This window comes from Pseudomonas chlororaphis subsp. aurantiaca (assembly GCF_013466605.1).
In the GTDB taxonomy this organism is placed as follows: Bacteria; Pseudomonadota; Gammaproteobacteria; order Pseudomonadales; family Pseudomonadaceae; genus Aquipseudomonas; species Aquipseudomonas chlororaphis_I.
Genome location: NZ_CP059162.1, coordinates 1,001,093 through 1,017,962, shown reverse-complemented (window position 1 = coordinate 1,017,962; position 16,870 = coordinate 1,001,093). Strand labels below are relative to the sequence as shown.

15 protein-coding genes are annotated in these 16,870 nt (G+C 63.1%); 6 read left to right on the top strand and 9 right to left on the bottom strand.

The features are described from left to right. Positions 1-48 precede the first annotated feature (48 nt). Entirely contained in the window at positions 49-1,104 is a 1,056-nt protein-coding gene (locus H0I86_RS04470) for a calcium/sodium antiporter (protein WP_180924183.1), read from the top strand. After that, complete coding sequence (locus tag H0I86_RS04465) at positions 1,101-1,481, top strand: carboxymuconolactone decarboxylase family protein (protein WP_180924182.1); 381 nt, start codon at positions 1,101-1,103, stop codon at positions 1,479-1,481. The genes H0I86_RS04470 and H0I86_RS04465 overlap by 4 nt, the downstream gene beginning before the upstream one ends. Before the next feature lie 99 nt (positions 1,482-1,580). Here H0I86_RS04465 and H0I86_RS04460 read toward each other — a convergent pair whose 3' ends face one another. The 5 genes from H0I86_RS04460 to kdgD form a co-directional block, all read right to left on the bottom strand. Continuing rightward, complete coding sequence (locus H0I86_RS04460; protein WP_180924181.1) at positions 1,581-2,522, bottom strand: AEC family transporter; 942 nt, start codon at positions 2,520-2,522, stop codon at positions 1,581-1,583. A gap of 213 nt (positions 2,523-2,735) precedes the next feature. Further along, positions 2,736-4,289, bottom strand: coding sequence for a galactarate dehydratase (garD, locus tag H0I86_RS04455; RefSeq protein WP_180924180.1), 1,554 nt, complete (start codon positions 4,287-4,289; stop codon positions 2,736-2,738). A 12-nt stretch (positions 4,290-4,301) separates the two neighbouring features. After that, positions 4,302-5,666, bottom strand: coding sequence for an MFS transporter (locus H0I86_RS04450; protein ID WP_009046981.1), 1,365 nt, complete (start codon positions 5,664-5,666; stop codon positions 4,302-4,304). A 98-nt stretch (positions 5,667-5,764) separates the two neighbouring features. Beyond that, positions 5,765-7,210: an aldehyde dehydrogenase family protein gene (locus H0I86_RS04445; RefSeq protein ID WP_180924179.1), complete on the bottom strand. Its 1,446-nt coding sequence runs from the start codon at positions 7,208-7,210 to the stop codon at positions 5,765-5,767. Positions 7,211-7,277: 67 nt separating this feature from the next. Next, the gene (gene kdgD / locus H0I86_RS04440; RefSeq protein ID WP_180924178.1) at positions 7,278-8,189 is read right to left on the bottom strand and encodes a 5-dehydro-4-deoxyglucarate dehydratase; all 912 of its coding nucleotides are present in this window, start codon (positions 8,187-8,189) and stop codon (positions 7,278-7,280) included. Between the two features lie 235 nt (positions 8,190-8,424). On the opposite strand from kdgD, the gene H0I86_RS04435 reads away from it, so the two are divergent. Together H0I86_RS04435 and H0I86_RS04430 are read left to right on the top strand one after the other, a co-directional pair. Beyond that, positions 8,425-10,062, top strand: coding sequence for a phospholipase (locus tag H0I86_RS04435; protein WP_180924177.1), 1,638 nt, complete (start codon positions 8,425-8,427; stop codon positions 10,060-10,062). 13 nt (positions 10,063-10,075) lie between these two features. Further along, positions 10,076-10,267, top strand: a complete 192-nt coding sequence (locus H0I86_RS04430; RefSeq protein ID WP_009046977.1) for a hypothetical protein — start codon at positions 10,076-10,078, stop codon at positions 10,265-10,267. Between the two features lie 218 nt (positions 10,268-10,485). On the opposite strand, the gene H0I86_RS04425 is transcribed toward H0I86_RS04430, so the two are convergent. From H0I86_RS04425 to H0I86_RS04410, 4 genes are all read right to left on the bottom strand, one after another. Next, a complete protein-coding gene (locus H0I86_RS04425) occupies positions 10,486-11,235 on the bottom strand; it encodes a FadR/GntR family transcriptional regulator (RefSeq protein ID WP_180924176.1) in 750 nt (249 codons plus the stop codon). A gap of 67 nt (positions 11,236-11,302) precedes the next feature. Further along, positions 11,303-13,030, bottom strand: coding sequence for an ABC transporter ATP-binding protein/permease (locus tag H0I86_RS04420; protein ID WP_180924175.1), 1,728 nt, complete (start codon positions 13,028-13,030; stop codon positions 11,303-11,305). A gap of 97 nt (positions 13,031-13,127) precedes the next feature. Continuing rightward, on the bottom strand, positions 13,128-13,688 hold the full coding sequence (locus H0I86_RS04415) for a response regulator transcription factor (RefSeq protein WP_009046975.1): 561 nt from the start codon (positions 13,686-13,688) through the stop codon (positions 13,128-13,130). Beyond that, positions 13,681-14,943, bottom strand: coding sequence for an ATP-binding protein (locus H0I86_RS04410; RefSeq protein WP_180924174.1), 1,263 nt, complete (start codon positions 14,941-14,943; stop codon positions 13,681-13,683). The genes H0I86_RS04415 and H0I86_RS04410 overlap by 8 nt, the downstream gene beginning before the upstream one ends. A gap of 265 nt (positions 14,944-15,208) precedes the next feature. On the opposite strand from H0I86_RS04410, the gene H0I86_RS04405 reads away from it, so the two are divergent. Beyond that, entirely contained in the window at positions 15,209-15,925 is a 717-nt protein-coding gene (locus H0I86_RS04405) for an SIMPL domain-containing protein (RefSeq protein ID WP_023969588.1), read from the top strand. 221 nt (positions 15,926-16,146) lie between these two features. Then, positions 16,147-16,710 (top strand): cupin domain-containing protein, encoded by a 564-nt coding sequence (locus tag H0I86_RS04400; protein WP_180924173.1) that lies wholly within the window; start codon positions 16,147-16,149, stop codon positions 16,708-16,710. Positions 16,711-16,870 lie beyond the last annotated feature (160 nt).

The window sequence follows — 16,870 nt, the reverse complement described above, 5'->3', positions numbered from 1 at the left end:
CTGATCATTTTCGGATTAACCGATTTACCGCTGCTCAGCGTCCTTCAATTGTTCAGCGGCCTGGTCCTGCTGGTCGCCGGCGCCGAATTGCTGGTACGCGGCGCGGTCCGCCTCGCCGCCCGCCTGCGTGTACGAGCGCTGATCATCGGCCTGAGCATTGTCGCCTTCGGCAGCAGCGCGCCGCAGATGGCCGTCAGCCTGCAAGCCACCCTGGCCGAAAATACCGACATCGCCGTCGGCAGCGTGATCGGCAGCGGCATCTTCAACATCCTGGTGACCCTCGGCCTGTCCGCCCTGATCATTCCGCTGCGGGTATCGCGCCAGCTGGTGCGGCTGGATATCCCGTTGATGATCCTCGCCAGCCTGCTGGTGTTCACCCTGGCCTACAACGAAGAACTGACCCCCCTCGACGGCCTGATCCTGCTGGGCACCCTGATCCTCTACCTGGGGTTGCTGCTGCGCCAGTCGCGGCATTCGGCGCGCCCGCCTTCCCAGCAAGGCTCCGACGTGCCCCGCGCGCACTGGCTGAGCAGCCTGCTGTGGATGATCGGCGGCCTGCTCCTGCTGGTGTTCGCCGGCCATCTGCTGGTCGAAGCGGCGGTGGAAGTCGCCACCGACCTGGGGCTGTCCGAGCGCATCATCGGCCTGACCATAGTCGCCGTCGGCACGTCCCTGCCGGCCCTGGCCACCTCGCTGATTGCCGCACTGCGTGGCCAGCGCGACATTGCCGTGGGCAACGTCATCGGCAGCAACCTGTTCAACCTGCTGGGGGTCCTGGGCTTCACCGCCCTGGTGGCACCGACGCCCCTGTCGGTATCGCCCAACGCCGTGGACTTCGACTTGCCGGTGATGCTCGGCGTCGCCGTGCTGTGCCTGCCGGTGTTCTATTCGGGTTATCGGGTCACCCGCGCCGAAGGCCTGCTGTTTCTCGGGCTGTACCTGGCCTATGGGCTGCACGTGGTGTCCTTCACCACCGGCATGCCGCTGGCCGGCAAGCTGGAAGACTTGATGCTGTTTTTTGTCCTGCCAGTGCTGGTGGCGTTCCTGCTGTTCAGTTCGCTGCGTGCCTGGCGCCGCCAACATAAAAAAGGGGAAGCGCAATGACCGAGAATAAAAAGCAGGGCGTGGAAATGCGCCGCCAGGTGATGGGCGATGCCTTCGTCGATCGCGCCCTGGGCAACGCCACCGAGTTCAGCCAGCCGCTGCAGGACTTCGTCAACGAGCATGCCTGGGGCAGTGTCTGGAACCGCGAAGGCCTGCCGCTGAAAACCCGCAGCCTGATCACCCTCGCCGCCCTGACCGCGCTCAAGTGCCCGCAGGAACTCAAGGGTCATGTCCGCGGCGCCCTGAATAACGGCTGCACGGTGGAAGAGATTCGCGAGGCGCTGCTGCATTGCGCGGTGTATGCCGGCGTACCGGCGGCGATCGACGCGTTCCGCGCCGCCCAGGAAGTGATCGACGCTTACCAGAAGCCGGAATGATCCATTGTGAACGAGACGTGCCCGCGGTAGCGGCGTGTCAGACATACCGCTATCGCGGGCACGTCGGATCGCCGCCCGCTCGCTCCTACAGAGCCCCGGTCAGATCCACCCGCCCCACTGCAGCAGGAAGATCCCGATATTGGTGGTCACCGCCGCCATCAGCGTGGTGATGACGATGATCGCTGCCGCCAGTTCATGATTGCCATTGGCCGCCCGGGCCATGACAAAGCTCGCCGCCGCGGTCGGGCTGCCGAAATACAGGAACAGGATCCCCAGCTCCGCCCCGCGGAATCCGCAAAGCCAGGCCCCCAGGGTGGCGAGGACCGGCAAGCCGACCATTTTCACCAGGCTCGAACTCAGGGCCAGGTCGCCGCTCTCGCGCAGCGCCGCCAGAGACAGGGTGCCGCCAATGCAGATCAATGCCAGCGGCAGGGTCATCTGCGCCAGGTACTGGCCGGACGTCTCCAGCCAGGTCGGCAAGCCGATCTGGAAAACCGCGAAAGGCGTTGCCGCCAGGACGCTGATGATCAACGGGTTGCTGACCACGCTTTTGCAGATGCTCCACGGATCGGACTTGATCACCGGGCTGTACACCGCCAGGACGATGGTCGACAGGGTGTTGTAGAACAGGATCACCAACGCCGCGAGAATCGCCCCGAGGGAAATCCCGTAGTCGCCATACATGCTGGCCGCAAGCGCCAGGCCGATGACCCCGTTGTTGCCGCGGAACGCGCCCTGGGTGTAGATGCCCCGGTCTTCCCGCGGGCAGCGCCAGATCGCCCAGCCCCAGGCGAAGGCAAAGCTGGCCAGGGTGGCCACGGCGAAATAGACCAGCAGCCCGGGCTGGAGCGCCGAATGCAGGTCGGCATGCAGAATGCCGAGAAACAGCAGCGCCGGCATGGTGACGTTGAACACCAGGGCCGATGCCGTGTGGATAAAACCGTCGTTGATCCAGCCGATGCGCTTGAGCAACACACCGAGAAACAACATGGCGAATACCGGCGCGGTGATATTCAGCGTTTCGAGAAAAATGGCCAGCATGCCGGGTCAACCTTGAACCTGTCGTTAGGCAGCTAATGATAAGCCAGCCCGCGCCCTTAAGCCCGATGGATTTGCCCTAACCGCAAGCAGATCCATCGGACCGCAGGCGTTCGCGACTATCAAACGCCACGCCCGTGCTGCGATCGACCCGAAGGGGCGCTGGCGCATCCACCCACGCAGAAGATCCCGCAGACCTGCGGCAGCCATGACGGATCAGGTGATCGGCGCCGGATTGAACAAGGTGATGTCGTTGTGCAGCTTGTGCCGCTCGGCCCAGGTCTGCTGCTTGCCACTGGCCACGTCCAGGTAGAAGTGGAACAGCTCCCAGCCCAGCTCTTCGATACTCGCCCGCCCGGTGGCGATGCGCCCGGCGTCGATGTCGATCAGGTCCGGCCAGCGCTGGGCCAGTTCGGAACGGGTCGAGACCTTGACCACCGGCGCCATCGCCAGCCCGTAAGGCGTACCACGCCCGGTGGTGAACACATGCAGGTTCATCCCCGCCGCCAGTTGCAAGGTCCCGCAGACAAAGTCGCTGGCCGGCGTCGCACAGAAGATCAGGCCCTTGCGGGTAAAACGCTCGCCCGGCCCCAGCACGCCATTGATCGCGCTGCTGCCGGACTTGACGATGGAGCCCAGGGACTTCTCGACGATGTTCGACAACCCGCCCTTCTTGTTGCCTGGGGTGGTATTGGCGCTGCGATCAGCCTCGCCCTTGGCCAGGTAACGGTCGTACCAGTCCATCTCGCGTACCAGCTCCCGGGCCACCTCTTCGGACTCGGCGCGGGAAGTCAGCAGATAGATGGCATCGCGCACCTCGGTGACTTCGGAAAACATCACCGTCGCGCCAGCCCGCAACAGCAGGTCCGAGGCATAGCCCAGGGCGGGGTTGGCGGTGATCCCGGAGAAGGCATCGCTACCGCCGCACTGCATGCCGAGGACCAGCTCCGAGGCCGGCACGGTTTCCCGGCGCCGCTGATCGAGCTTGCGCAAACGCACCTCGGCCAACTCCATGATCTGCTCGATCATCTCGGTAAAACCGTGGCTGGAGTCCTGCAGGCGGTACAACCAAGGCTCGCTGAGGTCCACCGAACTGTCGCCTTCGTGCATCACCTGCCCGGCCTGCAACTTCTCGCACCCCAGGCTGATCACCAGGGCTTCGCCCCCCAGGTTCGGGTTGCGCGCCAGGTTGCGCACGGTGCGGATCGGGATATAGGCATCGGTGGCGGTGATCGCCACGCCGCAGCCATAGCTGTGGGTCAGCGCCACCACATCGTCGACGTGGGGATACCTGGGCAGCAGTTCGTCCTTGATGCGCTTGACCGCATGATCGAGCACCCCGGTCACGCATTGCACGGTGGTGGTGATCCCCAGAATGTTGCGCGTGCCGACCGTGCCGTCGGCATTGCGATAGCCCTCGAAGGTGAAACCTTCCAGGGGCGCCTGGGCCGCCGGCACTTCGGTGGACAGCGGCAGGCTGTCCAGCGGCGGCGCGCTGGGCATGCGCAACTGTTCTTCCCTGACCCATCTGCCGCGAGCGATCGGCTGCAAGGCATAGCCGATGATCTGGCCGTAGCGAATCACCGGGCCGCCTTCGGCGATGTCCTCCAGCGCCACCTTGTGGCTCTGGGGGATGACGTCCAGGGTCACCAGGCCGTCGGCGAACGCAGTGCCCGCCGGTACGCCCTGGTCATTGACCACAACCACCACGTTATCCCGCTCGTGCAGACGGATGTAGCGCGGCGAATCGGAATGTTCAATCAACTGCATGACGCCGCCCCTTCAGGAATGCGCTTGGGAAAGCTGGGTCAGCTCGGGGCCGTTGCTCGGTGGCTCCTTGAGCACCACGCGCTTGATCGGACCGACGATCACCAGGTAGCTGAACACCGCCAGCAGCGCGTTGCAGCCGACGAACACCAGCGCCCATTTGAATGAGCCGGTGGAACTGATGATGTAGCCGATGACGATCGGCGTGGTGATCGACGCCAGGTTGCCAAATGTGTTGAACAGGCCGCCGCTCAAGCCGGCGATCTGCTTGGGCGAGGTATCGGATACCACCGCCCAGCCGAGCGCGCCCACGCCTTTGCCGAAGAACGCCAGGGCCATGAAACCCACCACCATCCATTCGATGTCCACATAGTTGCAGGCCACGATGCTGCTGGAGACCAGCAGGCCGGCGATGATCGGCGCCTTGCGGGCGAAGGTCAGGGAATGCCCCTTGCGCAGCAGGTAGTCGGAAATCACCCCGCCGAGCACCCCACCGATAAAGCCGCAGATGGCCGGCAAGGAGGCGATGAAACCGGCCTTGAGAATGGTCATGCCACGCTCCTGCACCAGGTACACCGGGAACCAGGTCAGGAAGAAGTAAGTGATGCCGTTGATGCAGTACTGGCCCAGGTACACGCCGAGCATCATGCGGTTGGTCAGCAACTGGCGCAGGTAGTCCCATTTCGGGCCGTCGCTGCGTTTGCCCTGGACCTTGTCCTGGTCCATGTCGACCATGCCGCCGTTGTCGGCGATGTGCTTGAACTCGGCCTCGTTGATCAGCGGGTGCTGGCGCGGGCTGTAGATCACCTTGAGCCAGACCAGCGAGAAGACGATGCCGATCGCGCCCATCACGATGAACACGTGCTGCCAGCCGAAGTGATAGACGATCCAGCCCATCAGCGGCGCGAACAGCACCGTGGCGAAGTACTGCGCCGAGTTGAAGATCGCCGAAGCCGTACCGCGCTCGGCAGTGGGGAACCAGGCCGCGACAATCCGCGCGTTGCCTGGGAAGGATGGCGCTTCGGCCAGCCCGACCAGGAACCGCAGCATGAACAGCGCCACCACCGCGGTAGAGACGCCGAACTCACCGACATAACCCTGCAGCACGGTGAACAGCGACCAGGTGAAGATGCTCAGGGCATAGATTTTTTTCGAGCCGAAGCGGTCGAGCAGCCAGCCGCCGGGGATCTGCCCCGCCACATAGGCCCAGCCGAAGGCGGAGAAGATATAACCGAGGGTGACGGCGTCGATGCCGAGGTCTTTTTGCAGGCTGGAGCCCGCGATGGCGATGGTGGCGCGGTCGGCATAGTTGATCGTGGTCACCAGGAACAGCATAAACAGGATCAGGTAGCGGACGCGAGTCGGCTTGGTCGCTTGCATATGGATGTACTCCCACTAGTTATTTTTATGCGGGTATAACATTCGTTTCATCGACCCCGCCGGGCCTCAGGCAAAGGCTGGCGGGGGTACAGCGGGGCTTACGATCCGATGTAGGAAGTCTTCACCACGGTGTAGAACTCCTGCGCGTAGCGACCTTGCTCGCGGGAACCATAGGATGAACCTTTGCGTCCACCAAAAGGTACGTGGTAATCGACGCCGGCCGTCGGCAGGTTGACCATGACCATCCCGGCCTGGGAGTGGCGCTTGAAGTGGTTGGCGTATTTCAGCGACGTGGTGGCGATGCCCGCCGACAGGCCGAATTCGGTGTCGTTGGCCATGGCCAGCGCCGCCTCGTAGTCGGCAACGCGCACCACGTTGGCCACCGGGCCGAAGATCTCCTCGCGGCTGATGCGCATCGAGGCCTGGCTGTCGGCGAACAGGGTCGGCGCGAGGAAATACCCCTCCGTATCGCAGATCACCAGGCCGCCACCGCTGACCAGCCGCGCCCCTTCGGACTGGCCGATATCGATGTACTTCAGGTCCTGTTCGAGCTGCGCCCGGGACACCACCGGGCCGATATCGGTACCGGCCTTCAGCGCATGGCCGACCTTGATCGAGCGCATGCGCTCGGCCATCGCCTCGACGAACCGGTCATGGATGCCCGCGGTGACGATCAGGCGGCTGGAAGCGGTGCAACGCTGCCCGGTGGAATAGAAGGCACTCTGTACCGCCAGCTCCACCGCCTGCTTGAGGTCGGCATCGTCGAGAATGATCTGCGGGTTCTTGCCGCCCATTTCCAACTGCACCTTGGCCTGGCGCGAGACGCAGTTGACGGCGATCTGCCGGCCCACGCCCACGGAACCGGTGAAGCTGATGCCGTCGACTTTCGGGCTGTTGACCAGGGCATCGCCGACCAGCCGGCCGCTGCCCATCACCAGGTTGAACACCCCGGCCGGGAAGCCGGCGCGGGAAATGATTTCCGCCAGGGCCCAGGCACAGCCCGGCACCAGCTCGGCGGGCTTGAGCACCACGCAGTTACCGTAGGCCAGGGCCGGGGCGATCTTCCACGCCGGGATGGCGATCGGGAAGTTCCACGGGGTGATCAGGCCGACCACGCCCAGGGCTTCGCGGGTCACTTCGACGTTGACGCCCGGACGCATCGACGGCAGGTAATCCCCCGACAGGCGCAGGCATTCGCCGGCAAAGAACTTGAAGATGTTGCCGGCGCGAGTCACCTCGCCGATGGCTTCGGGCAGGGTCTTGCCCTCCTCCCGGGCCAGCAGGGTGCCGAGCTCTTCGCGGCGGGCGAGGATCTCGCTGCCGACCTCGTCCAGGGCATCGCTGCGCGCCTGGATACCGGAGGTCGACCAGGCCGGGAATGCATCGCGCGCCGCATCGATCGCGGCATGCACCTGAGCCAGGTCGGCCTTGGCGTATTCGCCAATGACGTCGGACAACTCGGACGGGTTGATATTGGTCGAGTAGTCGGCACCGGCAAGCCACTGGCCACCGATGTAGTTATCGAAGCGTTTTACCTCTGCCACGCGCGCTCTCCTTACACAAAAGCCTTACGCAAAAGGCCGCTGATCGCTCAGCGGCCCCGGGGATGGGTTACTGCGCGCCCTGGGCGTCGATCAACGCCGCCAGCGCTTCATATTCTTCCGGCAACAGGTCGGTCAGCGGCGCCCGCACCGGGCCTGCGTCATGGCCGACGATGCGGGCTCCGGCCTTGACGATGCTCACGGCATAACCGGCCTTGCGGTTGCGGATATCCAGGTAAGGCAGGAAGAAGTCATCGATGATCTTGCCGACCGTGGCGTGATCTTCCCGGGCAATGGCGTGGTAGAAATCCATCGCGGTTTTCGGGATGAAGTTGAACACCGCCGAGGAGTACACCGGCACGCCCAGGGCCTTGTAGGCCGCGGCGTAGACTTCGGCAGTCGGCAGGCCGCCCAGGTAGCTGAAGCGATCACCGAGACGGCGGCGGATCGACACCATCAGCTCGATATCGCCCAGGCCGTCCTTGTAGCCGATCAGGTTCGGGCAGCGATCGGCCAGGCGCTCTAGCAGCGGCGCGGTCAGGCGGCAGACGTTGCGGTTGTAGACCACCACGCCGATCTTCACCGATTTGCACACCGCCTCCACATGAGCGGCGACCCCATCCTGGCTGGCTTCGGTCAGATAGTGCGGCAACAGCAACAGCCCCTTGGCCCCCAGGCGCTCGGCCTCCTGGGCGTATTCGATGGCCTGGCGGGTCGAACCGCCGACCCCGGCCAGGATCGGCACGCTGGTGGCGCAGGTGTCGACCGCGGTCTTGATGATTTCCGAATATTCGCTGGCCGCCAGGGAGAAAAACTCACCGGTACCACCTGCGGCGAACAGCGCCGAGGCGCCGTAAGGGGCCAGCCATTCCAGGCGCTTGATGTAGCCCGCGCGATGGAAATCGCCCTGGGCATTGAAATCGGTCACCGGGAAAGACAGCAGGCCGGAGGAGAGGATGGACTTCAGTTCTTGTGGATTCATTATTCGAACACCCTGGGACGCACATTGTGATGAGAAACACATCAGCCTTGGCCGAAGTTGTAAGTCATCGTACAACTTAAAAAACAATCGTCAACAGCAATTCGTCAACCATCGCCAAAATGTGCGGCAAAAAATACCTGCTTGACGAGTCAGGCTTTTGCTTTATGCTTGCAATTTAACTGTACATGCATACAGTTATTTTTTGAAATACCTACGACATATCAAGGAGCCAGAAATGTCAGGTCTACACACTCAGCAGCGGGAACAGCTGCAGCACAAAAGCCAGATCGTTGCCGATCTGGACAGCCTTTTCAGCGAACGCGGCATTGCCATTTCCGGTGACAGCGACCACCTGGTGCTGATCGCCGACGGTCATCACACCATCAAGTACCACAAGCCCGGGATCCTCCCAGCGGCACCGGGCAAAAACCTCAAGGCCCTGCCCCAGCTGCGTTTCGAAGGTGGCGAGCACACCGCCATCGGCGACGCCACCCTGTTGCGTTTCGTCAAGGACGCCCCCGGCGTTCCGGCCTGGCAGGTCGAATTGCACCTGCCCAACGGCCTGGCCCTGACCTACGGCCAAGTGGTGGCGCTGGGTGGCGATTTTTACGGCATCCCCGACCAGCCGATCTGCGAAGGCGCGACGCCGGCGGATCGTTTGCAGCGCTTTACCGCCGCGTTCAACTCGCTTGCCGTGTTGCCGGCAGCCAAGGACGAGGCGAAACAGATTCTCGCGGTGATGCAGAAGGAAATCGCCGCCGCCAACCAGGCGCTCAAGGACGGCCGACAACCCCACGAGGCGTATGACGCCCTGGGAGATACGTTGTCCGAAGAGTGGAGCAAGATCACCGGCGGCGGCAGTTTTGCCTCGGCGCTGTTCCCCCTCGGTCGCTACCTGAAGCTGGCGGCCAACAATGCCGACCATTTCGGCGAATGGGCGCTGCTGGCCTATATCGCCGGGCACACCGCGGCCCTGCAGCAGGCGGTGCTGGCGCACAAGAACGCCGACGAGAAGCAACTGGAACTGGCCTATGCTATGAACGCCTTCGCCGATCACTTCCTCACCGACCTGTTCTCCGCCGGCCATGTGCGGGTACCGCGCAAGCAGCTGGCGGCGGTGGTGACGCCGAGCGACCTGGGTTCGCTGATCACCCGCTTCATGCACGACGAAGACAGCAAGTTCGGCCTCAACGTCAGCAATGCCCAGGGCGACCGCTGGCATGCCTATGGCGACAAGCGTTATTTCGACACCATCGACAGCAACAACCGCAAGCAGGTCAAGCTGGCGGTGCAGCGCTCGGCGGACGAGATCTTCGAAAGCTACCTCAGCGGAACGGCCCCGACGCCCGGCAACTTCACGGCGCTGAAGCTGCTGCCGGACCTGAACGCAGCCAAGAGCGGCAACTTTTCACCGCTGTTCGTGATGCAGGGCGACAAGGTGCTGCGACGCAGCGACGTGAACAACCTGAACGATACCAAGACCATCGACAACTGGTGGGGCTGGAGCACTTACCTGCTGCTCAAGAACTACAAGCCCAACAAGCCGGCGGGCTACCTGGAAGCACCGACGCTTGCCCCGAGCATCCAGGCCAATGGCTGGCAGAGCCAGACACCCAGCGAACTCAACTGGTTGCCCGGTAATGCCGTGCGTTATGCCTTCAGCTACACCAACGGTTTGAACGAGTCGTACATCGGCCCCTGGTCCGCCTACGCCGAGCTGGGCGACCGCTTCCAGCCAACCCTGAATGTGCCGGTGGATACCGACGGCGGTTCCAGCGGGCGCAACCTCTTCCGCCAGTTCCGCGGCGGTTCGCCGGAGCTGATCGCCTCGATCGACAAGACCGCCACCACCTACATCGACCGCAATGCCTGATAAGGACATCGACATGGCTATCAATCTGACTCTAGAACTGGCCTCGGGCCAATCCCTGCAGGGCGCGCCCCTGGAACTGCTGGTCAACGGTGCTCCCGTCGCGCGGGCAACCGTCGACCAGCAAGGGCGCGTGGCCTTCGATGCCAAGCCCGCTGCCGGGCAACTGGCCGTGAGGGTGGATCGCTCGATTCTCAAAGGCCGCTAAAAGCAGCGCGAGCACGCTTCGCCCTACCGAGGACAAGCAGCGTTTCTGTAGTAGCAGGCGGCGATCCGACTTGCCCGCGATAACGACTGTCCAGGCGATGATTTTCTTCCGGCAGAACAGCGCTCGCCATTTAGGACGCTGCTACGCATTCGATGGAAAGCCTGCTCGCGACAACCGACAACAGGCGCCAAACCTCCCCGGTCTGGCGCCTGTTGCGTTTACCCGCGCTGCGCCTCTGCTTCTTCATGGGCATGGCGCAGCCGTTCGCGGCTGTTGGTCAGGTGCAGGCGCATGGCCGCCCGGGCCGCGTCCGAATCCTGGCGGGCAATGGCTTCATAGATTTCTTCATGCTCACGGCTCAGGCGGCTCATGTAGTGCTGCTGATCGTCGTGAGCCAGGCGCGCCGAATTCAGGCGGGTGCGCGGAATGATGCTGGTCCCCAGGTGGGTCATGATGTCGGTGAAATAGCGGTTGCCCGTGGCCAGGGCAATCTGCAGGTGGAACTGGAAATCCGAGGCCACCGCATCGCTGTCGTGGGCCACGCTTTCATTGAGGGCATCCAGCGCCGCCCGCATCGCCGCCAGTTGCTCGGTGCTGCGCCGCTGCGCGGCCAGCCCGGCCGACTCCACTTCCAGGCTGATGCGCAGTTCCAGGATCGCCAGCACATCGCGCAAGGTCACCACGGTCGCCGGATCGATCCTGAAGCCGCTCGGGCTCGGTGTGTCGAGCACAAAGGTGCCGATGCCGTGGCGGGTTTCCACCTGGCCAGCGGCCTGCAACCGGGAAATGGCTTCGCGCACCACGGTCCGGCTGACGCCATGGGCCTCCATGATCGCCGACTCGGTGGGCAACTTGTCACCGCGCTTGAGCTGACCGTCGCGAATCTGCTCCGACAGCACGGTCACCAGTTCCTGGGCGAGGCTACGGCGCTTGCGTGGAAGGCGGGGCGCCATGTTCTGGTTGTCCATGGTGAAGATCTTTCTCCGAAAACTGATGACGCATCATAGCTCAGCCGAGTTGTACGATCACTGTTGACTACACCGTCACCGCCTGGTCGACCAGATGCCCGCGCTCGATGCGGATGTGCCGCGGGTGGAAACGCTTGAGGCTGCTGCGATGCCCGACGCTGACAATGCTCAGCCCCGGAAGCTGGTCGATCAGCGCCTGGTACAGGGTCGCTTCGTCTTCTTCGTCCATGGCCGAGGTGGCCTCATCCATGTACAGCCATTGCGGCGCATAGAGCAACGCACGGGCAAAAGCCAGGCGCTGCTGCTCGCCCGGAGACAACATGCGCTGCCAGTGATTGCTCTCGTCCAGGCGGGACACCAGGTGCGGCAGGCGGCAGGTTTCCAGCACCTGTGCATAACGCTCCTGCGGGTAAGTGTCGCCCGACTGTGGATAACTCAAGGCTTCGCGCAGGCTACCGATCGGCAGGTAAGGCTTCTGCGGCAGGAACAGATAACGCTCGGCGGGCATGCGGATGCTGCCGTGACCAGCCGGCCAGAGCCGCCCCATCGCCCGCAGCAGGGTACTCTTGCCGCTGCCGGAGCGGCCGCTGAGCATCAGGCGCTCGCCGGGGCTCACGGTCATCTCGGCACCGGCCAGCAGGTGCCGGCCATCCGCCAGATCCAGGCCGAGGTTATGCACTTGCAGGGTTTCGCCCTGGTTCTGCACGTCGATGGCCGGCGCGCACTCTTCGTTTTCGCTCATGGCCTGGCGAAAGCTCAGCAGACGGTCACAGGTGGCGCGCCAGGCCGCGAGATCAGAATAAGCGGTGATGAACCAGCTGAAGTTCTCCTGGACGTTGCCGAATGCCGAGTTGATCTGCATCAGCTCGCCCAGCTCGATCTTGCCTGTCAGGTAACGAGGGGCCGCGACGATGAAGGGGAAAATGATCGCGATCTGACCATAGCCCGAGGTGAAGAAGGTCAGGCGCTTGGACACTTTCATGATGTCCCAGAAGTTGTGCCAGACCATGCCGAAGCGAGCGCTCAAGCGTTTGTTCTCGTTCGGCTCGCCGTCGTACAGGGCGATGCTCTCGGCGTTCTCGCGTACCCGCACCATGGAGAAACGCAGGTCCGCCTCGAAACGTTGCTGGTTGTTGTTCAAGCCGATCAGGCGTCGACCGATCAGGTGGGTCAGCCAGCTGCCGACGGCGGCGTACACCAGAGCGCACCAGAACATGTAGCCGGGAATGGTGTAGCCGAAGACTTCGATACTGCCCGACACGCCCCACAGGATGATCGAGAACGACACCAGGCTGACCACGGTACGCAGCAGGCCCAGGGCGAGCCCCAGGGTATTGCTGGTGAAGCTGTTGAGGTCTTCGGAAATCCGCTGGTCCGGGTTATCGGTGTAGCCGCCCTGCTCCAGCTGGTAATAGTTCTTGTGGCCCAGCCAGCGGGCGAAGTGTTTTTCCGTGAGCCAGGCGCGCCAGCGGATGGTCAGCATCTGGGTCAGGTAGAGCCGGTAGACCGCGGCCAGGATGGCCACCGTGGCAATCCCGCAGAAATACAGGATCAGTTGCCAGAAGGCTGCTTCATCCTTCCTTTGCAGGGCGTTGTAGAAGTCCTTGTACCAGCTGTTGATCCACACCGAGATCGCCACGCTGAACAGGGTCAGGGCGACCACCGCGAACAGCAGCAGCCAGGCCTTGCCCTTCTCCTCGCTGCGCCAGTAAGGCGTAGTCATTTCCCAGACACGACGGAAAAACTGCCCGCGCACAGTATCGTTGACCGCGGAATACTCAGCGTTCTGATTCATCATCAAGGCTCGATTGTGATAAGGACAAGCATCGAGCCGATCATAGAGGATCGGCTCGCTTTTTCACTCGTCCCGAGGACATTCGTTCAGTCGCGGTTCAGCGACGAACCGGGCGCTTCTGCAACTTGCGCTGCAGCGTTCGGCGGTGCATGCCCAGGGCGCGGGCAGTGGCGGAGATGTTGCCTTCGTGTTCGGTCAGCACCCGCTGGATGTGCTCCCATTGCAGGCGGTCCACCGACATCGGGTTTTCCGGCACCAGGGTGTCGAGGTCGGCGTGCTCGGAGAGCAGCGCGGCCAGCACGTCATCGGCGTCGGCCGGTTTGCACAGGTAGTTGCAGGCGCCGCGCTTGATCGCTTCGACCGCGGTGGCGATGCTCGAATAACCGGTGAGGATCACCACGCGCATTTCCGGGTCGAGCTCGAGCAGCTTGGGCAGCAGCACCAGGCCGGAATCGCCGTCCATCTTCAGGTCCAGCGCGGCGAAGTCCGGCAGGTCCTGCTGGGCGAGGGCCAGGCCTTCCTCGGCGGAACCCGCGGTGCTGACGCGAAAGCCGCGACGGCTCATGGCCCGCGCCATCACCCGGGTGAAGGTGGCGTCGTCATCCACCAGCAACAGATGCGGCAGTTCTTCGCCTTCGACTTGGATTTCGTCACTCATGTTGGTCTCCTCGGGCGCCGTGGGGCAGACGCAGCTCGGTGAGCGTGCCGCCTTCCTCATGACTGTAGAGTTTCACTGAGCCGCCGGCGCGTGTCACGCTGGCTTTGCTCAAAAACAGGCCCAGGCCGAAACCTTTGCCCTTGGTGGTAAAAAACGGTTTGCCGATCTGCTCGGCGATGGCCAGCGGCACACCGGCGCCGTGGTCGCGAATGCTGATGGTCAGGTTCTCGGCGTCCCAATCCAACTGCACTTCCAGCCCTTCCGGACAGGCGTCGGCGGCATTGTTCAGCAGGTTGAGCAACGCCTGGGTCAGGTCCGGCGGCGGCGCTACCCGCGGCATCGGCCCCTGGCCCAGCAACTGGAAACGATAAGTGGCTTCGGGGCGCATCAGGTGCCAGCGGTTCAGCGCTTCATCGAGCCAGACGCTGACATCCTGCATTTCCACGGCCATCCGGCGGTTGGCCTCGGCGGCGCGCACCAGTTGCTGCAAGGTTTCCTTGCACAGTTTGACCTGATCCTGGAGTACGCCCAGGTCATCCTGCAGCAGCGGGTCGAGGTTGTCCTGGCGCATTTCCTTGAGCAGCACACTCATGGTCGCCAGAGGCGTTCCCAGTTCGTGGGCGGCACCGGCGGCCTGGGTCGCGACAGCCAGCAACTGCTGGTCGCGCAGGCCCTCTTCGCGGCGGATCGCCCGCAGCTCTTCCTGGCGTCGCAGCTCCTCGGCCATCCTCGCGGCGAAGAAGGTGATCACCGCCGCGGCCAGGGCGAAGCTCAGCCACATCCCGTAGATCTGCAGGTTTTCCCGGGCGATGGGGAAAGTCTGCAGCGGGTAGAACTGCGCCAGCAGCAAGGTGTACATGGTCAGCGCGATGCCGGAAAGGACCACCGAGTAGCGCCATGGCAAGGTCACGGCGGCGATAGTCAGCGGCACCAGGTAATAGGAGACGAAGGGGTTGGTCGAGCCGCCGGAGAAATACAGCAGGGCACTGTGGATAAACAGGTCACAGGCCAGTTGCACGGCGTATTCCAGCTCGGTGACCGGCCACGAGGTGCGCAGGCGAATGGCGGTGAAGGCACAGAGAATCAGCGACAGGCCCAGGGTGACGGCCAGTTGCAGCCAGGGCAGCGGCAGCAGGTCGAACCAGTAGGCGAGCCCCACCGAACCGGCCTGAGCGGCCAGAACCAGGATGCGGATGAAAGTCAGACGCCAGAGGTTCTGGCGAGTGGCGGAAAGCAGTTGTACGGGGGCGAGCATGAGCTCTCCTGATGAGCGCTCCAGGCGGATCGCGACGAGTATAACCAAGCAGCGGCCCAGACAGGCAAAACTGCGGCAAACCGCCACAGTCTTGTGCAACGGCCAATCGCAGGCAAGCCTTGCCCCTACAAAAGCACCGCAGTTGGCGTTGGGTAATAGATGTATAGAAGTTGTTAACGGGCCGAACCAGACAATAAAAGCTAGAGTCTGATGGTTTCACGCAGGCTGGGACCCAATACCTGCGGACCGCACTCAAGGAGTTTTCATGCATACATTCAGTCGCAGCGCCGCCCTTCTCGCCCTCAGCGCCGGCACCCTCGCCAGCCTGCCGGCCCTGGCCGCCGATGAGCTTCATTACAACCAGATCTCCCTGCGCGCCGAAGTCAGTCAGGAAGTGGCCCGCGACCTGATGATCGTCACCCTCTACAGCGAATCGCAGAATGCCGACCCGGCCAAGCTCGCCGCGGAAATCACCACCACCATGAACAAGGCCCTGGGCCAGGCACGCCAGGTCAAGGACATCACCTTGCGCCAGGGCAGCCGCAACAGCTACCCGATCTACGACACCAAGGGCCAGAAGATCACCGGCTGGCGTGAACGCGCCGAGCTGCGCCTGGAAAGCTCGGACTTTGCCGCACTGTCCAAGCTCACCGGCGAACTGCTGACCGACCTGAAGATGGGCGGCATGGACTTCGCCATCGCCGACCCGACCCGCAAGGCCAGCGAAGACAAGCTGCTCAAGGAGGCGGTCGACGCCTTCAAGGCACGCGCGCAACTGACCACCGAAGCGCTGGGCGGCAAGGGCTACAAGATCGTCAACCTGAACCTCAACAGCAACGGTTATCCACAGCCGTACCTGCGGGGCCAGATGATGATGAAAGCCGCGGGCATGGATGCGGCGCCGGTCACTCCGGAAGTCGAAGCCGGCACCAGCCAGGTCAGCATGACCGCCGATGGCTCGATCGAAGTCCTGATGCCGTAACGTTTTCCCTGCCTTCCGAAACGGCGGTAACCTCCAGCAAAATCAGGTTACCGCCTTTTTTCTACCCACTATTTCAACCCGAGCCCGAGGGACTCGCCTTGGGGAGGGGCTGAACTCGACCACGTCGGTGATGCTAAAGTTACCGACCTCGGTATTGCGCCCACCAGGCGTCATTGACGTCCACCGGGTATACTGCGCCTTTCCTATAAGAGTCTCTCCAAATGACCGCAGATCGCATCGGCGAACGCCTGCGTCGCTATCGCCGCGCCGCCAAGAAAACCCTGCGCCAGATTGCCAGCGAATCCGGTTTGACCGCCAGTTTTCTCTCCCAGGCGGAACGCAATCTCACCGGAGTCTCGATCTCCTCCCTGGTCAACATTGCCAAGTCCCTGAACGTTCCGCTGAATGCCCTCTTCGACCAGCCGACCCAGGCACAGCCCGACTCCCACGACGGCAAGCGGGTGCGCTACACCATCGAAGGCCAGCCCCTGTCCTACGAGCGGCTGTCCAGTTCCTTTCCCGGCAACCTGATCAACGCGGTGAAGATGAACATACCGGTGGGCTACCAGTCGGAACTGATTTCCCATGATGGCTCCGAGTTCTCCTACGTTCTTTCGGGGCAGATTGTCTACACCATCGAGGGGCAGCAGTATCCCCTCGGCGCCGGCGACTCGGTGCACTTCGACTCGACCAAACCGCACTACCTTGCCAACGCCGGCAACGGCCCGGCGGAAGTATTGACCGTCACGACCATGGGCCTGTTCGACGACCATTCAGCGGCCTGAACCCGCCCCGTGGCCGCCTGCGCAACCTCACAGACATCTCGTGCGCAAGAGAAATGTTAGTCACGCTTAATTTTCGTTGACCACGATTTCAGCATGACTTAATTTCGGCATCGGCGAATCGTCAATCAACCACACAACAAGCGATCGCCGTCGCCACACA

Excerpts from the sequence above, each read along its gene's own strand:
- H0I86_RS04465 (WP_180924182.1), top strand. The coding sequence starts at position 1,101 with ATGACCGAGAATAAAAAGCAGGGCGTGGAAATGCGCCGCCAGGTGATG.
- H0I86_RS04460 (WP_180924181.1), bottom strand. The coding sequence starts at position 2,522 with ATGCTGGCCATTTTTCTCGAAACGCTGAATATCACCGCGCCGGTATTC.
- garD (WP_180924180.1), bottom strand. The coding sequence starts at position 4,289 with ATGCAGTTGATTGAACATTCCGATTCGCCGCGCTACATCCGTCTGCAC.
- H0I86_RS04450 (WP_009046981.1), bottom strand. The coding sequence starts at position 5,666 with ATGCAAGCGACCAAGCCGACTCGCGTCCGCTACCTGATCCTGTTTATG.
- kdgD (WP_180924178.1), bottom strand. The coding sequence starts at position 8,189 with ATGAATCCACAAGAACTGAAGTCCATCCTCTCCTCCGGCCTGCTGTCT.
- H0I86_RS04435 (WP_180924177.1), top strand. The coding sequence starts at position 8,425 with ATGTCAGGTCTACACACTCAGCAGCGGGAACAGCTGCAGCACAAAAGC.
- H0I86_RS04430 (WP_009046977.1), top strand. The coding sequence starts at position 10,076 with ATGGCTATCAATCTGACTCTAGAACTGGCCTCGGGCCAATCCCTGCAG.
- H0I86_RS04425 (WP_180924176.1), bottom strand. The coding sequence starts at position 11,235 with ATGGACAACCAGAACATGGCGCCCCGCCTTCCACGCAAGCGCCGTAGC.
- H0I86_RS04420 (WP_180924175.1), bottom strand. The coding sequence starts at position 13,030 with ATGAATCAGAACGCTGAGTATTCCGCGGTCAACGATACTGTGCGCGGG.
- H0I86_RS04415 (WP_009046975.1), bottom strand. The coding sequence starts at position 13,688 with ATGAGTGACGAAATCCAAGTCGAAGGCGAAGAACTGCCGCATCTGTTG.
- H0I86_RS04410 (WP_180924174.1), bottom strand. The coding sequence starts at position 14,943 with ATGCTCGCCCCCGTACAACTGCTTTCCGCCACTCGCCAGAACCTCTGG.
- H0I86_RS04405 (WP_023969588.1), top strand. The coding sequence starts at position 15,209 with ATGCATACATTCAGTCGCAGCGCCGCCCTTCTCGCCCTCAGCGCCGGC.
- H0I86_RS04400 (WP_180924173.1), top strand. The coding sequence starts at position 16,147 with ATGACCGCAGATCGCATCGGCGAACGCCTGCGTCGCTATCGCCGCGCC.